Below are 22,109 nucleotides of genomic sequence, written 5' to 3' on the forward strand. Positions count from 1 at the left end.
GCAACGCAGCGATGGCCCTACTGAAGCCTCTTCGTGCGCAGCCACTCCGCCATTTCCGTCGCCCCCTTTTCACGACCGGCAGTAGCCTTTGGCAACATAGGTCCGCCGCTGCCATCAATTGCCTGCCAACCTGACCAGGCGTAGGATGCTTGCCGGTTTGGGCCTTCAACATGTTCTCGCGTCTCTGTTTATCGCTGCTGCGATGCGCCGCGTTCGCGTGGTGCGTCATCGCGACGTCCAGCTTTCCTGCCCCGATCGCCTTTGCCCAAGGCCCAATCATCGGCCGCGCCTCGGTGATCGACGGCGACACGATCGAGATCGCCGGCGAGAAGATCCGTTTCAACGGCATCGACGCGCCCGAGAGCTGGCAGACCTGCATCGACCGGGCCGGTGCGGAATATCGTTGCGGCAAGATCACGGCCGACGCCCTGGACGCTTACCTCGCGCAATCCAGGCCAACTCGTTGCGAGTTCGCCGATCGCGACCGCTACGGCCGATTTGTCGGCGACTGCTATCGCGCCGACGGCGAAGGCGTGAATGCCTGGCTCGTACGAAATGGATTAGCCCATGATTGGCCGCTGTACAGCCGTGGCGCGTATGCCGGCGAGCAGGCCGAAGCAGAGGCCGATCGGCGAGGCATGTGGCAGGGCGACTTTGAGACGCCATGGGAGGCTCGGAAGGCAAGGCGATGAGACTGAGGCATGCCATTTCCACCTTGTTGGTCCGGATCGTGCACGACGGACCATAGGCTCTATTCGCCGAAGAGACGGAAGACTTTCTCGCGAGCGTCCGCAGCCGGTGCAAGTCCGAGAGCTCCCCTTCTATCGGCACAATGCGAGGATCACCTTGAGATCCTCCTCGAGTATTTTCTGGGGAATGGGGTGGAGCTGGGTCTCGCTCACGCCGCCTTCCGGGTAAATCAGCCGCTGGTTGCCGACTATGCCGATGGCCGGCCTGCGAGTGCCCGGCTCAAAGGCCACAACCTTGACTACTCCACGGGCAAAGCCGGGTTCGGCCTCTGCCACGTCGAGCGCGAGGAGGTCGTTGGCGGTAAGCTTCTCCTCAAGGCAGCGCTGCGGCTTACCGTTCTCATCGAAGAAGGTGATGACAAGCTCGAGGTCCTTGGCAGTCGGGTTGATGACGTGCAGCGTCGTGCGCGCGATGCGCAGCTCATAGGTGCCGATCAGGTAAGACGCCACCGCACCCCCGGCAGCGCCCTCTCCTCCGTGACCGTCGTCGCTCGGCGTCGGCTCAACCTGTGCAAGGGTGACGAAGCGCGAGGCCTCGCGCGGGGCGAGTTCGCCGCGCGCGTTCTCGCCGACCGAGCGGAACAGCAGGCGATAGACGCCATCGACCGCGGTGTCGACGAAGCGGTTGGTAAAGATGCCGTCACCCGCGGTCACATCGCTGTGGGTGCCGTCGTCGTACAGCGTGACCTGCTGGCTTTGCCCGCCAGGGGCGTCGACGGTGACGTTGACGTGACCCGATGGCGCCGGCCAGCCACGGTCGGTGAGCTCCGCATGCAGGCGCAGCTCGGCGCCGGGTAAGTACGTCGGGGTTGTGACCGCGACATCGAGCTCGTAATTCGACTTAACCGCGGCGGTGAAACCGATGGGCACGAGTGCCCGGTTCGGGTCGATGAAGCTCGAGTAGCGGAAGCGCGACTCAACCAGAGCCTCCTTCACCGCGCCGCGGCTCCAGCGGCCGTTCGGCTTCAGGCGGAGGATCCAGTTGCCCACGTAGCTCGAGGCTTGCGAGACGTCAGGGAAAATCACCCTGTAGATCCGATAGTTGTTGCGCTGCATCTGCTGGATTGGAATCCCGCCAACGGTCACGCCGGGCACGATCACGTCGCCCGACGGCGTCACGAACTCGAGGTCATAGAACCTGCGCAGCACGGGATCGTCGAGCACTAGGAAGTCCGCCCGCCGGTCTGAGGAGATGACGTGTGCGCTGTCTACCAGGATGGGTCCCGGCGACAGCAGGTTGACCACGTGCGTGGGGTCGACGACGAGGTCCATGCCCGCCGCGTTGGCAAAGATCTTGAAATAGAAGTTCTCGAGATCGAACAGGCTCTCGCCGGTGAGCGCGTCGGCCACCTGGTGGTAGCCTTCGGTGCCCATGTTGGTGATCGACTGCAGCTTGCCCGCCTCGATGTTCGAGCCGAGGCCGACGCTGTAGAGCTGCAGGTCGGGATTGGCCGCCTCGATGCCGGGCAGGACATTGGCAATATAGGGGCTGACGTTCTCGATTCCATCGGTGAGGACCACCAACACCTGCTCACGATCCGGCAAGGGCCCGCCGATGGCGCCCGCCCCATTCTGCATTGCACCGCCGATGCCCGTCGCGCCCGTCGGCTGCAGCCGGTTGGGGTCGGTGAGCGCGGCGTTGCTCAGTTCGGAAGCCGCGATGTTGTCTTTGTCGGTCTGGTCGATGAAGTCGAGGGCAAGGTACTGGCTGTTCGACTGGTTGTACTTCCAGAAGCCGAGCCGGTCGCCCGTGCCGGTGCCGCCTATGTCGGGTCGCATCAGGTCCGTGTAAAGCATCGCGGCGTCGCGGAGTGCCTCGATCTTGATGCGGTCACCCGCCGGGTCGCTCATCGAGCCACTCCGGTCGATCACCAGCATGGTGTCGATGGGGACCGGGTCGGTTCCGGTCCCGGTCAAGGTGATCGGCACGCTCGGTGCGGCGGGATCGCTGCTCGTCACCGTCATGTGGATCGTGTGGGTGCCCAGCGCCTGCGGCTCGTACATCTGCAGAAGCGTGAGCGGCGGATCGCCGGGAGCGATTGTGACCGTGGGCGAGGTGTTGAGCTGCGACCACTGCATCACGTCGGCAGGCGGCGAGGTCGGGTCCAGGGCGACCGACACGCTGAGATTCGCGTTACCGTCATTGTGCAGGACTAGCGCCTTGGTGAACGCGAAACCGAGTTCCACCTCGCGGTAGTCGAGCACTGCCTCGGACACCCGCAGCACCGGGATCGGTGGCGCGTCCTGTAGCCTGTCATTGGTCAGCATCAGGTCATCGACGACGATGCGGCCGCGGCTCGATCCAAAGGACGGGCCGACGTCCACGCGGACGGCGAAGATGTTTTGCAGGTCGAGCCCCGAGCCGTTGTTCAGGAAGTCGGTCAGCCGTAGGCGCACCGTCTCCATCTCGTTGTGCCAGCCGCCGGATCGAGCGTAGGGCTGCTCGAGCCCGCCGCCATAGGCGCCGATGTTGATCGTGCTCGTGATGCCGGTGAGATCGCGCAGCGTTACCGAGAATGTGAGGTCGCCGGGCACCGCAAGTGTGTTCGGGTGGCGCGTCCCCTGCGCACCTCGGAAAGACACGAACGTGTGCGCCGTGAAGTCGCGCCGCCCGGTCGGCACCTCCCATTCGATGAAGCGGTCCTGGTCGGTCCAGTCGAACACCACGCCGCGGCTGTCGTCGTTGCGGGTGGTCAGCGAGTCGGAAAGGCCGGCCTGGGTCGCGCCGTTGAACGGATCGGAGGCGTTCCACACGAAGTCTTGGCTGGCGTCGTCGAAGCGGCCTTCAGAGAGGTTCTCGACGTCGAACATCACCTGTGCGCCGGAGCTGCTGATCCCCGAATTCGTCTGGGTCTGGAAATCGTCGAGGACGAAGTTCCCAACTGCGGCGCCGTTGCGGTACTCGTGCGTGACTACGATGCATGAATTGCCGTTAGGCATCCCGATGGGCTGGAAGCTCTCGTACTGCCGAGTGAGGAAATCGAGCGCGGGAACGTTGTCCTCGACGTAGTGCTTGATGAGCGGCAGGAAGTAGCCGAGCTGGATCTGATGCGTCAGCGTGTTGGTCGGGCCGATAGAGCACGGGCCCGTGAACCAGTCCGGCGTCTCCGGACCGTCGTGAAACCAAGTATGACCGGTGCCCTGCACGACGGTCGACTGTCGATAGCCGGTTGCCCGATCGTGCAGATGGAAGGTCTGGCACAGCTCGAAGCCGCTGCACTCGTTGCCCGCCGAGCCGTTGACGTCATCGTCGCCCGACGCGGTCCACAGATGATAGTTGGCGTCATGGGGGTTGGCGGAGTCGGTGCCCTCGAAGTCGGTGGGCAACATGCTCGAGATGAGCCTGATGCCGGAGCGCTGGAAGTGGGTCGGCGTGTGCGTGCCGTCAAAGAGGCGGTCGTAGGCGATTGCTACGCCCTCGGCGCCGCGGCTGTGGCCGATCCAGGTGATGCGGCTGTTGTCGAGGTGACCCGCGAGCGCACCGCCGGCGATGGTCCCCGCCATCACCTGATCGATGAAGGCATCGGTGTGACCCAGCGTTGTGGTTGCGGCGGACTGTGGACCGGGCGCGGTGTTGTTGGCGTGGCTGACCACAATGTAGCCGTATGAAGCCATGTGCTCGCCGATGTGGTCATACCAGTCGAAGTTGTGGCCGTTGCCATGGCTGATGATGATCATCGGAAGCTGGCCCATCGACCCGATATTCGTCGGATAGAAAAGCTCCTCGCTCAGCATTGTCGCGGGAATGCCGAAGCCCGCGCCCACCGCGGCAGCCAGGTTGTACGACGTTGAGGTGACCGCCAGCGGCCCGGCGGCGGCGGTGTCGTGCACCGCGTACAGTCCCGCTACCTCGCCAAGGCCGTCGATGAAGTCAGCATTCGACAGGACTCCGTTCTGGTCGCAGTCCAGCACCACGTCGTAGCCGACGCCGAGACCCGTGCCGGCGTCGGCCGAGAGTTCGTTGGCCACAGCGACCTGGAAGGTGTTCGACTGGATAGTGCCAGCCGAGAATGTTTCGGTCTGTGCGCCGCCAGAGGTGACGTCTGTCAGGCTGGGGTCCGCGCCCCACTGCGCGGCGCTCTTCGTGTTCGCCACATAGATGTCGCAGGTTTCGCCCGCCACTGCAGCAAACCGCGACGGGTCGATGGCTACATGGACAGGCGCGTTGCTGTTGAACGCGCGCACGTATTCGAAGAACGGATAGCTGCTTAGAGGGTTGCCGGCGAGTTCGGTCCGCAAGGCCTGAGCCTGTGCCGCTGATCCGTGGCCGATAAGCGCGGCCGTTGCAATAATGGGGAGCAAACGAACGGGTCTCATTTACGCTCCTCCACAAATTCTGACAAAGAAAGACGTCTAGTGAAATCTATTGCTGGTTTGGCGCCGCTTCCGGACCGACGACCGGTAGTTGCAACCTGTTGGCAAGTTCGTTTTCCTCCGGCGCATAATCCCGGACAATGTCCGCAACCTCCTCGCGCAGGAGCGAGGCGAGGTCGCCACTTTCCACCGCCGCGGCGCTGGCGCGCGCCATCGCCTCCTCACCGAGTGGCGCGATCCCGGCCCGTTCAGCGAGTGCCCTCTCCTCCTTGATGACCTCAGGCGTAACGCGCTCCGGCAAGCCGGGACGGCCAAACCAGATCGGCACCTCGCTGAGGTCGATGTTGCCGGGAACAATGCCGATGAGCGTGCCGGAGGGGTAGCCGTCGTTGATGATTTGCACCGGGCTGTCTCCGGCGTAGAGCACTGGCTGTAGCGCGTCCCGCGGCACCACGAGCGCAGGATCCACCTTCAGCACAAGAATAGTGCCCGATCGGACGGTCGGCGCCGTGCTACTCCAGTCGAAGGTGTAGCCTTCGGAGAGATTGAACGGCTTCGCGAGGACAATGTCCTCGATAGGCGCCGGCGTGTCGGGAAGCGCTTGCGGGCCTGAATCGGAACCAAGCGACGCATTCTGCGCCTGCGCAGGTATGACCATGAGGAGCAGGCAAGCACACAAGCAAACTAAAGATGATCTCGGCCCTACAAAAGCCAATTTCTCAAATGTCAGACGGAGAGAAATCTTGCCGCTACGACTTATAGGCCGCATTTCGACACCATCATTTGGCCCAATACGACTGAGCTATTTTTAGACGCTCGACTCGACTTCGTCACGAGACTAAAAATTATTCCTCGATTGTCGCATAATACCACGAGCATCCTTGGCACTCAACCGGTTGAAGCTGCCACCCAACCCACCTCGTCGCAGCCAAGCTACGCGCCGACACCCCCAAAATCGGTCGTCGTGTTCACACCCCAGCCCTCCTCCACCCGAGGGTATCCCGGCTCGAGCCACCCAAAAAAAGGCCCGGCCGAAGGGCGTTATCCGTCGGGCCTTTAAGTTGACCGTCGGGAGAGGGTCGAGCAAAACGTTAGAAGTTCTTCTATGGGGCGTCCGTGGCATATCTCACATACCGGCTAGCCCGCTGCACCTCCCCGCAGCGGGCTTTTATCCTCCGAAGTCATAGTCGCAGGGCTTCAACGTCGTGGATCTTCTTTCAGACTGACCCGCTACCACGCTCTCGGCCAGGATTCCGCTAGGCCGACAAGTCTGTCACACTGTACTCGTGCAATGGCGATTCGCCGTTGCTTTGATGACCACGTGAGCAAGCATGGTTCCAAACCGACAGTTGCGGACCAGACACGAGATCACGGTTCCGGTCGAGGCTTCCATCGAAATCCGAGCCTGCAAGGGCGGCGAGACGCGCTGCGTCCAGACGCTCACGCAGCACATGGAGCAATGTCAGGCCTGCGGCATCGCAGTTCCCTGTGATCTCATCGATCACCCCTGCTTCGGCTTTGAGGCGGGTTGCCTACCGGCTGAGGACGAATGAACGCTCCGCTACTGCGGAGGCAGGTTATTGGGCCCCGTCATGTGACCATTCCCGCGCGCTGACAGAACTGAATGCGGCAATCGTCACGGCGATTGAGGCCGTAACCGGCAACAAAGCGCCTTGGATGCAGACCCCGAGGTTCGACCAGCATCCGGGGTACAAGCCGCCGAAACATTGACCTCTGATTTAGACGCCGCCCGAGATACGGCTGTTTATTTGTGGCAGCTAATATACACTCTGATTGCCATACCCCTCGAATATGGCATTGGCCGGCGTCCAGCCGCTCTTTTCCCCAAAGGAAAAGTGGACGCCGGCTTTTTCCAGCACCCTTGAGGCACACGCCGAGCGCCGACGGCAGAAAGGCCGGCAGGAGTGCGCTCCAGGTTTTCGGGCCGCGGCTGATCACTTCACGTGCGACAAGGATTAAAGGCGCGAGTGACGCCCCCCTGCTTCCACCTGCAGGAACAAAATTTGAGTGTCGGGCCGGCCTTCGACTGGCGTCCTGTTGCTGTTAGCGTTGCAGGAAACGTTATGACCGGCATTGCGATCGCCCTAGGCCTGTCGCCGCTCGTCGCCTGCCAAAGCGGCGTCCAGAGCCGCTTTCAGTTCTTCGGCGGTCTGCGCGCCTTTTTCGAAAAGCGACAAGACAAGATAGCTGGCGTCTAGGTGGTCAAGGCTGGACCGCTCGATACCAGCGCCTGCGTCATCCAAGACCTTGCGGAGCAACGCCAGTTCTTGGGGCTTATATATTCCGGTGAAAGCCACGAACGCCTCCTGCCTGTTAGGCGAAAGCGTGATCGGCTCTTTCGATCGCCCGTATGCCAGAGGATGGCGGGCGACCTGTTGACCTTATTCCGTTGCTGCCCCTTCGCAAGGTAATTCGCCGACGAGTTTGTCAACAATCGCCCCGACTAGCGAAAGTATATCCCCTTTGCTTTCCCGCACCGCGGTCGTGGTGTGTTGGGAAAGGACTGGCTGGGAACCAAATCAGACCGCCGCTGGTTGGTGCCCTACGGCGCAAATAGGCGCTCAGAGGGTTGTTGATCCGTACAACCGTGCCTTCGAATATGGCATCCAAGACAAGGCTGGCTTGCGCGCGATCGTGGCCAACAAGGATCAGTGGGCTGCATAGCAACCCTACTGCTTCGTCATCTTGCGGCCCGTCATGACCACTCGAGCGGGATCGTTCATCGCCGGGTTGGGGAACGCCGCCAAGCGTCTGCTTGACGCCGAGCAGGCTAGCGAGCCACTTCGGATGATCCAACCCTCGCCTTGCTGCGGCCCTTCGACAAGCGTCGGCATTAAAGGCGGAATGAACACCAGCCAACATTGCTCACCGGTGTCCATTGTCCATTCATCTCAGGGATGTAGTCCGACGACGACGCGGCTTGATGACCCGATCCAGCATGATTGGCAGGTTCCTCGCTGTCGCCATCTCGACTGCAAGCAACTCCAAAGCGTCGTTGGACATGGGTGACCCCAAGTTCTGACGCACTTCGTCGATCAGCCACATGATGGACACCGGCTTTATTTTGGGGTGTCCATCGAGAAGGCGATCAAACGCGACAACAACCTCGGCGTCTACATCACTCGGGAGGGTTCGCAATAGAAGATCCTGTTAACCAAATGCAGTTCCGACGATTTTCACCGCGATCCACAAACCAACAATCGGTGCAAGCAGCCCGCGTGCTTCATAGTCGCGAGAATGTAACTGATTTGTCGATCAAGACACTAGTGCCATGCGACACTAGGCAAGTGGCGATGCCGAGCCCGCCGCCGAGCTCACGTCGGTCCTTGCGACTATCGCTCCCGAAAAAAAGAGTATGGCGCCGTGGTGCAGCTCGCTGTCGTTCACGAAGGTACCGTCCGCCATGAACCCGTGTCATTCCAAAAATCGATGTGTTTGCTGCGAACTTTGTATTGCATCCAGGGTTTTTCCTGATCGGCAGGGTACCCAAAATGACGCGAATTGAGTGTGCATACTGCCCAATCCGCAACGAATGGCATTGCCGAACGTTTGGGCACAACTGGTGTCGAGTACCTGAAGGGCGCACTAGCCAGGCAGAGGGTCTTCCGAGGCTGAACCTGAAGATTTCTCACTTCTCGGCCGTGCAGGCGATTTTGACACCGGGGTCGCTAGGGAGAAGAAAATGGCTGAAGGTCATTCCAAATTAGACGGGCCGGATCTGGTCCAGGGCATCGCGTTCGCCGATCTTCCCGATGGCGGCAAAGTAGTCGGCCATTGCGGCAACGAGCAGGTACTTCTGGTGCGCCGCGGGACCGAGGTCTTCGCCATCGGCGCGACATGCACACATTACGGCGGGCCGCTCGTCGACGGTCTTGTTGTGAAGGATACCGTCCGGTGTCCTTGGCATCACGCGTGCTTCGATTTACGCGAGGGCGAGGCCTTGCGCGCCCCCGCCTTCAATCCACTCGCTTGCTGGTCGGTGGAACAACGCGATGATCGGATATTCGTGGGCGAGAAGCGCAAACGGACGGCACCGAAGCAACGCGTTGGAGGCCCCAGCCAGGTTCCCGAGAAAATCGTCATTGTCGGCGGCGGCGCTGCCGGTTTCGCAGCGGCCGAAAAACTGCGGCGCGAACACTATCATGGCAACATCGTCATGCTCAGCAACGACGAAGCGCCGCCGGTTGATCGGCCCAATCTTTCCAAAGACTATCTCGCCGGCAAAGCACCAGAGGATTGGATTCCGCTCCGCGGGGAAAGCTTCTACTCGAAGAACAATATCGACCTGCGTCTCCATGCGAACGTCACCAGCATCGATACACGTTCTCGCGAGGTTGTACTCGCGGACGGGGTCCGGACTCCTTACGACAGGCTGCTCCTTGCAACTGGAGCCGAACCGGTTCGCCTGGCCATACCCGGCGCCAACCAGCCACACGTCCACACGCTGCGCTCGCTCGCAGATTGCAAAGCGATCATCGAACGAGCCATGACTGCGCGCCGCGCCATCGTGCTTGGTGCCAGTTTCATTGGCCTAGAAGTTGCCGCAGCCCTGCGCTCGCGCGATATCGAAGTTCATGTCGTGGCGCCGGAAAAACGACCCATGGAGCGGATCCTGGGTCCGCAAATGGGCGACTTCATCCGCGCCCTCCATGAGGAGAACGGTGTCGTATTCCATCTCGAGAACACCGCGAGCAGCATCGACGGCAGAAACGCGAAACTCAGCAGTGGCGGTACGTTGACGGCGGATTTCGTTGTCGCCGGCATCGGCGTGCGACCTCGGACAGGGCTTGCCGAAAAGGCGGGGCTCAGCCTCGACCGCGGTGTCATCGTGAACGCCTTTCTGGAGACGAGCGCACCCGGGATCTTCGCGGCCGGCGACATTGCGCGGTGGCCAGATCCTCACAGTGGCGAGAACATTCGGGTCGAGCATTGGGTGGTTGCAGAGAGGCAGGGGCGAACCGCGGCGCTCAACATGCTCGGCCATCGCGAGAAATTCATCGCCGTGCCTTTCTTTTGGAGCCAGCATTACGATGTTCCGATTAACTATGTAGGCTATGCCGGGCAATGGGACGAGATCGCGGTCGATGGAGACATCATTGCCAAGGATTGCCTGCTCCGCTTCACGCGCGAAGGGCGCACGCTGGCTGTCGCGTCGATCTTCCGCGACATCGAAAGTCTGGAGGCCGAGGTGGAAATGGAGCGCCAAATGACCTAGCGAAGCGCAAGCTGTTATCCGCCTTCCGTGGCGATCAACGTCCAATTGCGCTTCCTTGACTGGATATCACAGGGCCTCAACAATCTGCTGGGGACCGCCAGCGAGCCCACAGGCGGGAACTGAACGCGATGCGCGGCATTCCAGCTATGATGGGCATGAGGAACGGGAGGCGGTTTCCCATGAGCCTACGCACTTTCCACCGCGAGGGCGGCTATTGATGATGTTGATCAATTGCCATTCCGGCAATGCAGCAAGCGAAAATTGGCGCTTCTTTCGAACGCTCTGGCCTGCGATGGTTGCGTGGGAACCCTGAGCCAGACGTACCGGAAGATGGCCTACATCATCACAGAGCCCTGCATTGACGTGAAGGATGGCGATTGCACCATCGTCTGTCCTGTCGACTGCATTTATGAGGGCGGCCGGATGTTTTATATCCATCCGGATGAATGCATAAATTGCGGACTTTGCCTGTCGATCTGCCCGGTCGACGCAATCGTCTGGGACGGTGAACTGCCAGCGTCGATGAAGCTCTTCGAAGCCATTAATAGCGACTTCTTTGGCGACGCCGTCACCGGATGGGGTTCGCCCGGCGGATGGGACGCAGCCCACACGACTCAACTCGATCACCCGGCTGTGGCCGACTGGCGGTCGCGTCAAGCAATCACAGCCAGCTAGCATCACCAGGCAGGGGGAGTTTATGGCATCTGCAGGATTGCGCGGCGTGATTGCCGCGGTCCCCACACCCGTCACCGCCGGGGGCGAACCGGACGTTGGTCGCTTTCTGCATCATGCCCGTTGGGCGCTCGCCAATGGCTGTGATGCGCTCAACGTGCTGGGCACGACGGGCGAGGCCAACTCCTTTTCCGCTGACCAACGGAAGGCGGTGATGTCTGCTGCGGCAGCCGAACTAGATGCAAGCCGGCTTATGGTTGGGACCGGGACGCCCGATCTCGCGACCACGATCGCTCTTACGAAATATGCCTGTGATGTAGGCTTCGCGGCCGCGCTGGTGCTGCCGCCCTACTACTACTACTACTACAAGGGCGTGTCAGATGACGGCCTGTTCGCCTGGTTCGAGCGGCTAATCCTCGCAACCCGCGATGCACCGGGTCTGGTCTATCTCTATAATTTTCCGCAATTGACCGGCGTCCCGTTCTCGTTCGAACTCGTGCGGCGACTCAAGGCTGCATTCCCCGAGCGCATTGCCGGCGCTAAGGACAGTTCCGGCAATCTTTCCTACACGTCACAGCTTGCCAAAATCGATGGTTTCGACGTTTTTCCGAGCAGCGAGACGGCGATCGCAAAGGCCGATGCCGACGGCTATGCCGGATGCATCTCCGCGACCGTCAGCGTCACGGCGCCGCTTGTCGCCGAATACTGGGCCGCCCCCAGCAATGCGGCTTTAGCGACCAGAGTAGTAGAAGCGCGCAGCGCAATCGCTGCCCATCCGCTTATCCCTGCGGTGAAGTGTCTGGTGGCGCGACTCCATGAAGACCCGGCGTTCGAACGGGTTCTGCCGCCACATCTGCCGCTGACCGAAGCGCAGAAGACGGCGTTGACCGGTGTTAAACTCGCTGCGGAATAGCTGCCGTAAGCAACATTGCACAAGGCACGAAATGACTATCCATGCCAATCTGATCGCAAGCGACTGGATTGCAGGCGAAGCTGCGCCAAACACCAACCTGGTCGGACACTAATGACGTTGTCGGCGCGCAGGATCGCGTCGCGTTCGGCCGGCGCATGGCCTGGCTTCGCCAGCCAGCGTTCAACGGCAAGCTCGACATTCATCTTACTGCGGATCCTTTCCACGCCTGGCTCAAGTGGCTGAGCGTCCGGCCGAGTTGCTCTGCCATCGCTTCAGCCGCCTGCGTCAGTTGCCGCCGCCGCGGCACAAGAAGGCCGAGCCGCAAGCCGCCGAGCCGCGAGCCCTTGAGCGGCACGCCGACGATCGTGCCGGCCTTAATCTCGTCGGCCATGCCGAGCGGCGTGTAAAATGCGACGCCGACACCCGCCTCGATCATCGGTCTGAGCAGCATGAGATTGTTCGATGTCACCAGCGCTCGGCCGGTCCTTTCCAGCGACGAAAGCTCGATCTCGATCAGCGAGCGCAGCGGCTCGGTATCCATCTGCAACAGCAGATTGTACTGCGCGCACTCACTCAGCGATACGGACGCCAGCCCCGCCAGCGGATGATTAGCCGCGACCATCGCCATCAGCGGCATCGGAACGTCGGCGATGAATTCCGTATCCTCGGGATGCGGAAGATTGAAGGTAATGCCGATATCGATCTCGCCTTCCGCGACCATAGTGGCGATCCGGCTCTGCACGCCGCTGTGGACCCGGAAATTGACCGCCGGGTGGTGCCGGTGGAACTCAATGATCTGTTCGGGCAGGAATCGCACGAACAGGCTGTCGAGGGCGGCGATGGTGACGAGGCCGGTCTTCTTGCCCTTCAAAGCGCCGAGTTCGCTCCGCAACAGATCGAAATCGTGTAGCGTCGCTTTGGCGTGCCTGAGCGTAACGACGCCAGCCTGCGTCAGGCGTAGCCCGTTGGGCAGGCGCTCGAAAAGCAGCGTGCCGAGTTCGTCCTCGATCTTCTGTATCTGGCGGCTGACCGCCGAACTCGCCACATGCAGTTCTTCCGACGCCTTGCGGATGGAACCGACGCGCGCGACGGCGACGAAATAGCGCAAGACTGCAGCGTGCATCCCGCGTTGACCTTCCTCTAGGCGGATACTTGTCGCAGCGATCCTAGCGGCCCTGCCAAATCGGCGCACGCTTTTCGTTGAAAGCGCGGACGCCTTCCTTGCCGTCCTCGCTCGTGAGCGCCGCCACCAGCGCCGGCGTTCTGAGCGCCTGCGCATCCGCTGGCGACAGATGGCCAGTGCGGTTCACCGTCTGTTTGATCGCACGCAGCGACAGCGGCGCGCAGGCGACAATGTCGTCGGCCCAGCGATCGACGACGAAGTCGAGCGCATCCGGCGCGGCGACCTCGTTGACGATGCCGAAGCCCGCCATCTCGGCGGCGGAAAAGCGGCGGCCCGACAGCATGACGCCCATCGCCAGATTGTGCGGGATCTTGCGCTGCAACAGTACCATGCCGCCGTCGAGCGGCATGCGGCCGACGCGCGCTTCCGGCAGGCCGAACCGGGCCGTTTCCGACGCGATCACGATGTCGCAGCCGAGCACCATCTCGAATCCGCCACCGAGCGCGTAGCCGTTGACGCGCGCGATCAGCGGGATGTCGAGCGAGCGCCGGTAGGCGATGCCGCCGAAGCCGTTCGGCCGGGCAGCGGTCCAGTATTCCAGCCCGGACTTGCTGACATCCTTCAGGTCGGCGCCGACGCAAAACGCCTTCTCGCCCGCGCCCGTCAGCACGACGCAGCTGACATCGTTGCGGCGTTCGAGCTCCTGCCAGATCGCCTCCAGTTCGGTCTCGGCCTCGGCGTCGATCGCGTTCAGTCGTTCCGGCCGGTCGATGACAATGCGCGCGACGCGATCGGCGATGTCGAGAGTGACGGTCACGCCGCGCCCACCTTACGCAATTCGGCGACTGCGCCCAGCACCTCGTCATTGTGCTCGCCGAGACGCGGCGGCGCGTGGCGGATTTCCAGCGGCGCGGCTGACATTTCGATCGGACTTCCGATGAGCCGCACCGGTCCAGCGGCGGTACGTCCCGCCTCGATGACCATCCGATTGACAAGCGTCTGCTCGTCCTCCAGCGCTTCGCCCAGCGTGCGCACCGGCGCGCACAGGATATCCACGCCCTCCAGCCGCTTCAGCCAATGGGCCGATCCCTCTTCCGCGAACCGAGCGCGGAAAATCGCTTGCAAATCGGGTCGGCTCTCCGCCTGGCGGTCGAAATCCGCAAACCGCTCCTCGAGCGACAGGTCTTCGATTTCCAGCGCATTGCAGATGTCGCGCAGCGGGTTCTGCTTGAACGCGCCGACCATAACGATCGGCCGGTCGGTGGTCTCGAACACGCCCGTCAGCGGGAACGCACCCCAGTTGAGATCCTTACCGCGCATCATGTGCGCCGCCCCTTCCTGCATCTGCAGGGCGAGCATGGAATTGTAGAGGCTGACGGCGACGACCTGGCCGACGCCCGTCTTCTGGCGCTGTAGCAGCGCGAGCAGGATACCCTGGACGAGATGCATGCCGGCCGAGTAGTCGCAGAGCGGCGTCGAATAAATCGAGGTGGGCAGCGCCGGATCGGACTTGCGCGCCATAAGGCCGGTCATGGCCTGCGCGAGAATGTCCTGACCGCCCTTGTGCCGGTTGGGGCCTTCGAGGCCAAAGCCGGTGCCGAGCGCGAAGATAATGCCCGGATTGCGGCGCTTCAGATCCTCGTAGCCGAAGCCCATGCGCTCCATCACGCCGGGACGAAAATTGCTGACCACAACGTCGGCCCCCTCGATCAGGTCGAGCACCTGCGCGCGCGCCTCGTCCGACTTGAGGTCGAGCGCGACGCTCTTTTTGTTGCGGTTGAGCGAACAGAATACGGGATTATTCAGGCCGTCCGGATCGGAGCCGAGCGACCAGCGCGACAGATCGCCGATCTTCTCCTTCTCGATCTTGATGACTTCCGCGCCGTAGTCGGCGAGAACCTGGGTGCAGCAGGGACCGAGCATCACCTGCGTGAAGTCGATCACCCTGACGCCGTCGAGGGGAAGAGTGGTCATTCGGCGGCCTCCAGAAATGTAGCGTTGTCGGACGGCACATCGCCGGGATCGGCGCCCTGCGCCCGCATCTTTGTCTGGATCGCCCTGACGTCGACCTTGCGCACCGTGACTCCCGCATTGAGCGCCACCGTCGCGGCGACGCCCGCCGCCTCCCCCATGGCCATGCACGGCGGGATCTCGCGGGAGGTCTTCTGCGCCTGCGGCGTCGCCGAATAATGCCGCCCGGCGACGATCAACTGATCGACCTCCCGCGGCAGCATGGCGCGGTAAGGCGTGTAATAATCGCGGCCGCGACAGACCGTGTCGGCGAAATGCCGGCGCGACATCACGTCCTCCTTGGTTACGACGTATTCGCCTTGCAGCAGGCGCGTCTGGCGCACACCGGTCTGTGGCGCGAAGTCGACGACATAGGCATTCTCGAAGCCGGGAAGATTCTTGCGCGCGAATTCCATCAGGCGCTCCATACGCACCCTACCCTCGATCTCAGCGGCGGTCAGGTCGGCGACCTTCAAGCCATGAAGCTTGGGGATGTGCGGGCAGTTGAGCCACACCACGCCCGGCAGCGGCGTCTTCAGCCACCAGAAATTCCAGCAGCCGCCGATGATGCGCTTGGCCTCGTGATCGAGCGCAGCGAACTCTTTCGGGCTCTCAAACTGAAAAGCCTCGGCTCGGTCGGTGTCGACCCCGCCCCAGCGCGACACTGTGGTGAGGATGAAGGAGCTTTCCTGCGATTTTGCGCCGGCGCTGGCGGCGACGTCGAGGTCGCCGGTGGCGTCGATCACCACGTCTCCCAGGATCGCCTGCCGGCCTTCCTTGGTCTCGCAGACGACGCCCTTGATCGCGCCGTCCTCAACGATCGCCGAGGAGAACCAGCTATGCGCCCTGAGCTTTACGCCGGCGTCGCCGATGACGGCATAGGAGGCGCGCTTGAAGGCGTCGGGATCGAAGGCGGCGGAAAAGCAGATCGGATGCGGCATGGAATGGGTGTGGAAATCGAACAGGCCCCAGCGCGCCCATTTGCGCCACATCGCATCCGTCTCACGCGCTCCGGGTTTGCGGTCCTCGTCCGGCGGCGTGACGCACAGGCCCCAGGCACGCATGCGCTCGATCATCTCCATGCAGATGCCTTGCACGGTGACTTCCGTGCCGTTGTGCATATCGTCGAGCACCAGCACCATGCCGCCCGAGGCGAGCCCGCCCAGATAGGGATAGCGCTCGAGCAGCGTCACCGACGCGCCGTTGCGCGCGGCCGACACGGCGGCTGAAATGCCGGCCGGCCCCCCCCCGACGACGACGACGTCGGACCTGTCCGCGACTTGCGCTTCGCGCGCGGCTTCCCTGATGGTCTGCGTAACCATGACTTCCTCCGGATTTCCTGTCGGCGGCGGCACGTCGTCAGTGGACGTCGGACGCCTTCCATTTGATCAGGCGCGTCTCGGCGATCGAGACGAGTGAAAACAACGACACCGCCAGCAGGGCCGCAGTGAACACGGTCGCGTAGAGCAGCGGCGCGCGGAAATTGTAGGTCGCCTCGATAATCAGCGCGCCGAGGCCGAAATTGGAGCCGATCCATTCGGCCACGATCGCTCCGATGACGCAGGTGGTGCTGGCGATCTTGAGCGCGGCGAACAGGAACGGTAGCGAACTCTGGATGCGAACCTTCCAGAAGATCTCGGATTGCGAGGCCGAGAGCACGCGCATCAGGTCGAGGGTGGCCGGCGTCACCGCCTTCAGCCCGCGCACCATGTTGACCAGCGTCGGGAAGAAGCAGATCAGCGCGGCAATGATGATCTTGGGCGCGATGCCGTTGCCGAAGATCAGCACCAGGATCGGCGCGACCGCGATGATCGGGATCGTGTTGATGAACACCGCGATCGGATAGAAGGCGCGTTCGGCCGTGCGGCTGTGGACGAACCACACCGCCAGCAAGATGGCGACCAGATTGCCGAAGATGAAGCCGAGCAGGGCCTCAAACAGCGTCGGCCAGAAATTGGCCCACAATGTCCAGCCGTCCTGCCGGAACGCGTTCAGCACCTCCACAGGGCTTGGCGCCATGTAAGTCGGCACGGAAAAGCCCCAGACGATGAGCTGCCAGAAGGTGAGCAGGCCGATGACGGCGGCGATCGCCGGCCATTTGTCACGTAAACGGTCGGCGAAGGCGAACAGGCCCTGATTCGGCAGGGCCGAGGTGCGATGCGCGGTGTCGGCCATCAGCATTCCTCCAGAAGCTGGCGTAGGCGAGCCGTGATCCGCACGAATTCGAGCGTGTCGCGCACCGCGAGACGGCGCGGATAGGGCAGGTCGATGGTCATGAACTCCTTCACCCGCCCCGGATGCGAGGCGAGCACGAGCACATGCTGGCCGAGGAAGGCGGCTTCCGGGATCGAGTGGGTGACGAACATGATCGTCGTACCCGTCTCCTGCCAGATGCGCAGAAGTTCCTCGTTGAGCTTGTCGCGCGTGATCTCGTCGAGCGCGCCGAAAGGCTCGTCCATGAGCAGGATTTTCGGTCGCGACACCAGCGCCCTGGCGATGGCGACGCGCTGGCGCATGCCGCCCGACAGCTCGGCCGGCAGCGCGCGCTCGCGCCCCGCGAGGCCGACCAGTTTCAGGAGTTCGGCCGGCTCGGCATGGGCCGAGCCGCCGCCGCCAACTTCGAGCGGCAGGCGCACATTGTCGATGGCGCTACGCCAGGGCAACAGCGTCGCGTCCTGGAAGACGAAGGAGAAATTGCGCTCGCGCCGCGCCTCTTGCGGCGACCGCCCGAGCACTGTTATTTCCCCCGCGCTGGCCGGAACCAGGTCGGCGATCGTCCGAAGCAGGGTCGACTTGCCGCAGCCAGACGGCCCGATCATCGTCACCAGCGATCCCACGGGAATGTCGACCGACACCCCAGCAAGGGCGGTGACTGCTGTTTTGTCGCCGCCGAAGACGACGTCCACGCCCCTGACCGACACCGCGACGGCTCCCATCGCGTGCGCGGCTGCCGGCGAGGCGGGCACCTTGGCCAAGACGGTCGCGGCCATCGCCCTAGCCGACCTTCTTGCGGATGTCGGCTGTCGCCTCGAGAATCGCCAGCGTCATCACGTCGTCGACGGTCGGCACCGCGCCCTTGAACTGGTCGAGCGAGGCGTAGGTGTCGACCTGCGCTGTCCAGTTTTCGCGAGTCATCCCGCCCCAGCCGTGTTCCTTGGTGGTGTCGCGGAAGCTGAAGTCTAGCACGGGCCCAACGGCGTCCAGTTCGCTCGCCTTGTCGAGATTCGGATATGTTTCAACCAGGATTTCAACCGCTTCTTCAGGATGCTCCTTTGCATAGCCCCAGCCCCGCGCCGATCCTCGCACGAACTTTTCAAGCACGTCGGGGGTCTCGGTCAGCGTCTTGTCGGTGGCGAAATAAACGTTGGCATAGAGCTGGATGCCGGTGTCCCACAGCATCATGTCGACCCGGTCGGCGCCCAGCACCTTGAGTGCGTTGGTGTTGGTCAGCCAGCCGGTCACCGCCTGGGCCTGGCCGGTGATAAGCTGATTCATGTCGGAACCCATATTGACCACGGTGACCTGGTCCTCGGCGATGCCGTTCTTGGCGAGCAGTGCTCGCAGCAGGATGAAGGCGGTCGGTTGCGTCGCGATCGTCTTGCCGATCATGTCTTTGGGCTCGCGGATCGCCGCGTTTTCGAGCGAGAAATAGGTGAAGGGATGTTTTTGATATCCGGCCGCGAAAGCCTTGATGGGAATGCCGGCTGAGCGCGCCAGCATGACCGAGGGGCTCGACGAGGTCTGGCCGAGAGTGCGCTGACCGGCGGCGACGCCGCCGACGCCGTCGATATTGGGGCCGCCGGGGGTGATCTCGAGTTCGACGCCTTCCTCCGCATAAAAGCCCTTCTTGATGGCGACGACTTCGCCCAGGATGCCGTTGGAGGCCAGCCAGCCGAGTTGCATGCCGACCTTGGCCGGCGATTGCGTCATGGCCGGCGTGACGCCGATTAGGCTGTGCGTGACGGCGAGGCCGCCGACGGCCGCGGCCGCCTGGAGAAATTCGCGACGCGTTTTCAAGCTGTGAGGCATGTCCGGATCTCCCGTTGGTGGGCCTCTGGCGCGTTCCCCTGCGCCCTTGTTTACAAAGTCCAAGTGAAATGATGATCCCAATGAACGTTCGAATAAAGAAGAATGATTCGGCTTGGCCGCTGCCATTTCGGCAACGCTATCTGTGCCAGTGTCGCCGAAGGGTTTCACAAGCGAGAGATGCCGTACCAGACTACGCGCTTCGGGCCGCGGAAGTTTTCAGACGACTGCCAAATGTGTCGAACTGGCTCCGCTTGCGGCAGCGATCTGGCCCTTCCGCCAGCCAGGCCCAACGGCAGCTTCCACTCGTTGCGGATGAACGGCGTATTTTTCCGCTTGTCGGTAACGGACCAATCCGATCGTTCGCAAAATGGCGAGATCGCCGCAGGGCCGGACCCTCAGGTGATGCGTCCGAAGTCGCCTGTCGAGATCACACCAGACATTCCTGTTCGCAGGTTAGGGCAGTGTGATCTTTGATCTGGGGGGTTCCGAAACAACCAAGGCTCGCTCCTGATCGCGGGGCGGTCCTTCACCTCGAAATCAGACCCACCGATTTTGGGACATTTCCATTCCATATGCAAAGACAGCCTACCTGCGCTCACCAATTTCGCGGCCACAGCGTCGCGTCGCCGGCATAGCGGTAGACGCCTGTATGCCGCTTTGCAGACCGGCGATGGATTTCGGCAAACCACGGCTCCAGCGCCCGGTTGCGTGCCTCCACCTCGGCATGCCCGGCGAGATAGGCCGGCATGCGTTCGCGGATCTCGGCCAGAACCGCGCCCTCGTCGACCCGCGTCAGGCGACCATCGCGCACCACGACTTCGCCGCCCACCATGACCAGGTCAATATGGCCGGCATTCGCCGCGTAGACGAGGTGTCGGGCGATGTCGTTTAGAGGCGTGAAGGCGTAGGCGTCGAGGTCGAGCATGATCAGGTCCGCGGCCTTGCCGGACTCGAGCGATCCGGTCACGCGCTCGAGCATCGCGCTGCGCGCGCCGCCCACCGTTGCCGCCTGCAGCAGTTCGGAGGCCGACAGCCACGTCGCGTGGTCCGGCCCGCTGGCGCCGTGCAGCAGCCCCGCGACGCGCATGACGTCGAAGATGCTCGCCGTGTCGTTGGAAGAAATGCCGTCGGTGCCGAGCGCGATCGAGACGCCGGCCTGCATCAGCCGGCGCACCGGGGCCACGCCCGCGCCGAGCTTCAGGTTCGACACCGCGTTGTGGACGACGGTGACGCCGGCCTCGCCCATCAGCGCGATGTCGGCGTCGTCGACCCAGACCGAATGGGCGATGGTGGTGTTGCGGCCGAGCACGCCGAGATCGGCCATATAGCGCACCAGGCTCTTGCCATAGAGTTCCGGTCCGGTGACCGCCTGAGTGATGGTTTCCATCACATGGCTGTGAAAGGGCAGGCTGCGTTCCAAAGCGAGCGCGTAGCAACCGGTAAGCAGATCGGCGGTGCAGCGTTGGGGAGCGGATGGCGCGATCATGAACTTCAGCCGCCCCGACATGCCGTCGAATGCCTCGATCGCGGCCCGGCAATAGTCGAGATACGCCTCGGCCGCAATCGGCGGGCCGAACTGCAGCGTCTCCTGCACTTCGGCCGGGATTACCTCACGCGCGAAGGGCAGCGCGTCGAGGGTGTGGATATTCATCACCCCGCTCGACACATTGGCGCGGATGCCGGCATCGTCATAGGCTTGGAAGACAGTCCCCAGCCGATCGAGCTCGTGCCGAGGTGGATCGAAGAAGCAGTCGGACATGGTGGTCACGCCCGATTTCAGCGATTCCATGGCGAGCAGCAGCGAGCGAAGATAGAGCAGCCGCGGCTCGATAACGGGCCCCATCAAGAGCGGGTACGCATAGAGCAGCCAGACCTCGAGCGGCATCTTTTCGTAGCGGCCGCGAAAGAAGGTCTCGCTCGAATGGGTGTGCGCATTGATGAGGCCGGGCATGACCAGCTTGCGCCGCCCGTCGTGCACGGTCGCGCCGGGTTCCGCCGCCAGGTCCGTGCCGATCGCCTTGATCGTCGTTCCGTCCACCAACACGTCGCCCTCGAAGGGCACGGTCCCGCGCTCTGCATCCATGGTCATGATCGTTGCGTTGCGGATCAGGGTCTGGCTCATGGCAGGTTTCCGAGGCATTCGAGGAGCAGGGCGTAAAAGCGGTCCGGGTCGCCGTCGCGGACGTAGAAGGCGTTCTTCGGCCGGTCGGTGATACCCCACCAGTCGGCGACAGTCATGCCGAGCGTGAGCGCGCCTGACGTTTCAACCGAAACGTTGATCCGCCGGCCGGAGAAGATGTCGGGAGACAGCATGAAGGTCGGCACGCAGGGGCCATGCAGCGGCGCGCCATCCCAGCCGTATTTGTCCAGGTCGAAGCTTTCGGAGAATTCCAGCATCTCGGCGGTCGCGATCCCGCAGCGGTTGGCGAGCGCGCGCATGGCGGCGAGCCGTGCCGGCGTCGACAGCATCTTATGGGTGACGTCGAGCGGCAGCAGCGTGGTCGGAATGCCGGCCTCAAGTACGATCCGCGCGGCCTCTGGGTCGACATAGACGTTGAACTCGGCCGTTGGCGTGATGTTGCCGACCTCGAAATAGGCACCGGCCATCGCCACGATCTCGCTGATCCTGGGCGCGATGTCCGGCGCTTGCACCAGCGCCATGGCGAGGTTGGTCAGCGGCGACAGCGAGCAGATTGTGATCGCGCCAAGTTCGGCCTCGCGGAGCGTGCGCACGATGAAATCGACGCCGTGGACCGGCGATATCGTGGTCGTCGGCTCAGGCAGGTCCGGCCCGTCGAGCCCTGTCGGCCCGTGAACGTGCTCGGCCGTCACCAGCCCGCGCAGCACCGGGCGCGGACAGCCGGCAAAGACCGGGATATCGGTCCGGCCGGCGAGTTCGAGCAGCTTAAGGCAATCGGCTGTCGTATGGCCGAGATCGATGTTGCCCGCGGTGGCGACCAACCCGAGCACCTCGAAGGCCTCGGGAGCGCCGAGGATCATGAGGATCGCCGCGGCCTGATCCTGGCCAGGATCGGTAAGGATGATGAGCTTTTTCTTCACGTC

General features: G+C 62.8%; 17 protein-coding genes. 4 read left to right on the forward strand and 13 right to left on the reverse strand.

The genetic code is table 11. The annotated features are described in order from the left end of the window. Positions 1 to 149 precede the first annotated feature (149 nt). Entirely contained in the window at positions 150 to 692 is a 543-nt protein-coding gene (locus G6N73_RS26795) for a thermonuclease family protein (RefSeq protein ID WP_246252604.1), read from the forward strand. A gap of 129 nt (positions 693 to 821) precedes the next feature. On the opposite strand, the gene G6N73_RS26800 is transcribed toward G6N73_RS26795, so the two are convergent. The 4 genes from G6N73_RS26800 to G6N73_RS26815 all read right to left on the reverse strand — a co-directional run bounded on the left by G6N73_RS26800 (position 822) and on the right by G6N73_RS26815 (position 7,381). Beyond that, entirely contained in the window at positions 822 to 5,066 is a 4,245-nt protein-coding gene (locus G6N73_RS26800; RefSeq protein WP_165033021.1) for a vWA domain-containing protein, read from the reverse strand. Between the two features lie 46 nt (positions 5,067 to 5,112). Next, a complete protein-coding gene (locus G6N73_RS26805) occupies positions 5,113 to 5,721 on the reverse strand; it encodes a hypothetical protein (protein WP_165033022.1) in 609 nt (202 codons plus the stop codon). Between the two features lie 598 nt (positions 5,722 to 6,319). Further along, positions 6,320 to 6,568 (reverse strand): hypothetical protein, encoded by a 249-nt coding sequence (locus G6N73_RS26810; RefSeq protein ID WP_165033023.1) that lies wholly within the window; start codon positions 6,566 to 6,568, stop codon positions 6,320 to 6,322. A 600-nt stretch (positions 6,569 to 7,168) separates the two neighbouring features. After that, positions 7,169 to 7,381 (reverse strand): hypothetical protein, encoded by a 213-nt coding sequence (locus tag G6N73_RS26815; RefSeq protein WP_165033024.1) that lies wholly within the window; start codon positions 7,379 to 7,381, stop codon positions 7,169 to 7,171. 1,385 nt (positions 7,382 to 8,766) lie between these two features. Between G6N73_RS26815 and G6N73_RS26820 the strand changes: the two genes are divergently transcribed. The 3 genes from G6N73_RS26820 to G6N73_RS26830 all read left to right on the forward strand — a co-directional run bounded on the left by G6N73_RS26820 (position 8,767) and on the right by G6N73_RS26830 (position 11,884). Beyond that, positions 8,767 to 10,299, forward strand: a complete 1,533-nt coding sequence (locus tag G6N73_RS26820; protein WP_165033025.1) for an FAD-dependent oxidoreductase — start codon at positions 8,767 to 8,769, stop codon at positions 10,297 to 10,299. Positions 10,300 to 10,629: 330 nt separating this feature from the next. Continuing rightward, complete coding sequence (gene fdxA / locus G6N73_RS26825) at positions 10,630 to 10,974, forward strand: ferredoxin (protein WP_165033026.1); 345 nt, start codon at positions 10,630 to 10,632, stop codon at positions 10,972 to 10,974. Between the two features lie 37 nt (positions 10,975 to 11,011). Beyond that, positions 11,012 to 11,884, forward strand: coding sequence for a dihydrodipicolinate synthase family protein (locus tag G6N73_RS26830; protein WP_246252605.1), 873 nt, complete (start codon positions 11,012 to 11,014; stop codon positions 11,882 to 11,884). A gap of 199 nt (positions 11,885 to 12,083) precedes the next feature. Here the strand turns inward: G6N73_RS26830 and G6N73_RS26835 are convergent, their stop codons facing one another. The 9 genes from G6N73_RS26835 to G6N73_RS26875 form a co-directional block, all read right to left on the reverse strand. Beyond that, positions 12,084 to 13,007, reverse strand: coding sequence for a LysR family transcriptional regulator (locus tag G6N73_RS26835; RefSeq protein ID WP_165033028.1), 924 nt, complete (start codon positions 13,005 to 13,007; stop codon positions 12,084 to 12,086). Between the two features lie 43 nt (positions 13,008 to 13,050). Beyond that, the gene (locus G6N73_RS26840) at positions 13,051 to 13,824 is read right to left on the reverse strand and encodes an enoyl-CoA hydratase-related protein (RefSeq protein WP_165033029.1); all 774 of its coding nucleotides are present in this window, start codon (positions 13,822 to 13,824) and stop codon (positions 13,051 to 13,053) included. Then, positions 13,821 to 14,981, reverse strand: a complete 1,161-nt coding sequence (locus G6N73_RS26845; protein ID WP_165033030.1) for a CaiB/BaiF CoA transferase family protein — start codon at positions 14,979 to 14,981, stop codon at positions 13,821 to 13,823. The genes G6N73_RS26840 and G6N73_RS26845 overlap by 4 nt, the downstream gene beginning before the upstream one ends. Next, positions 14,978 to 16,339 carry an FAD-dependent oxidoreductase gene (locus G6N73_RS26850; protein WP_165033031.1) on the reverse strand — a complete coding sequence of 454 codons (1,362 nt, stop codon included), beginning with the start codon at positions 16,337 to 16,339 and terminating at the stop codon, positions 14,978 to 14,980. The genes G6N73_RS26845 and G6N73_RS26850 overlap by 4 nt, the downstream gene beginning before the upstream one ends. Before the next feature lie 37 nt (positions 16,340 to 16,376). Continuing rightward, positions 16,377 to 17,192 (reverse strand): ABC transporter permease, encoded by an 816-nt coding sequence (locus G6N73_RS26855; protein WP_165033032.1) that lies wholly within the window; start codon positions 17,190 to 17,192, stop codon positions 16,377 to 16,379. Beyond that, a complete protein-coding gene (locus tag G6N73_RS26860; protein ID WP_165033033.1) occupies positions 17,192 to 18,007 on the reverse strand; it encodes an ABC transporter ATP-binding protein in 816 nt (271 codons plus the stop codon). The genes G6N73_RS26855 and G6N73_RS26860 overlap by 1 nt, the downstream gene beginning before the upstream one ends. A 4-nt stretch (positions 18,008 to 18,011) precedes the next feature. Next, on the reverse strand, positions 18,012 to 19,046 hold the full coding sequence (locus tag G6N73_RS26865; RefSeq protein WP_165033034.1) for an ABC transporter substrate-binding protein: 1,035 nt from the start codon (positions 19,044 to 19,046) through the stop codon (positions 18,012 to 18,014). A gap of 595 nt (positions 19,047 to 19,641) precedes the next feature. Beyond that, the gene (locus tag G6N73_RS26870; protein ID WP_165033035.1) at positions 19,642 to 21,168 is read right to left on the reverse strand and encodes an amidohydrolase family protein; all 1,527 of its coding nucleotides are present in this window, start codon (positions 21,166 to 21,168) and stop codon (positions 19,642 to 19,644) included. Beyond that, positions 21,165 to 22,106: a nucleoside hydrolase gene (locus G6N73_RS26875; protein ID WP_165033036.1), complete on the reverse strand. Its 942-nt coding sequence runs from the start codon at positions 22,104 to 22,106 to the stop codon at positions 21,165 to 21,167. Before G6N73_RS26875 ends, G6N73_RS26870 begins: the two co-directional genes overlap by 4 nt. Between the last annotated feature and the right edge of the window lie 3 nt (positions 22,107 to 22,109).

The sequence above is a fragment of the Allomesorhizobium camelthorni genome (assembly GCF_011045125.1).
GTDB classification, from domain to species: domain Bacteria; phylum Pseudomonadota; class Alphaproteobacteria; order Rhizobiales; family Rhizobiaceae; genus Allomesorhizobium; species Allomesorhizobium camelthorni.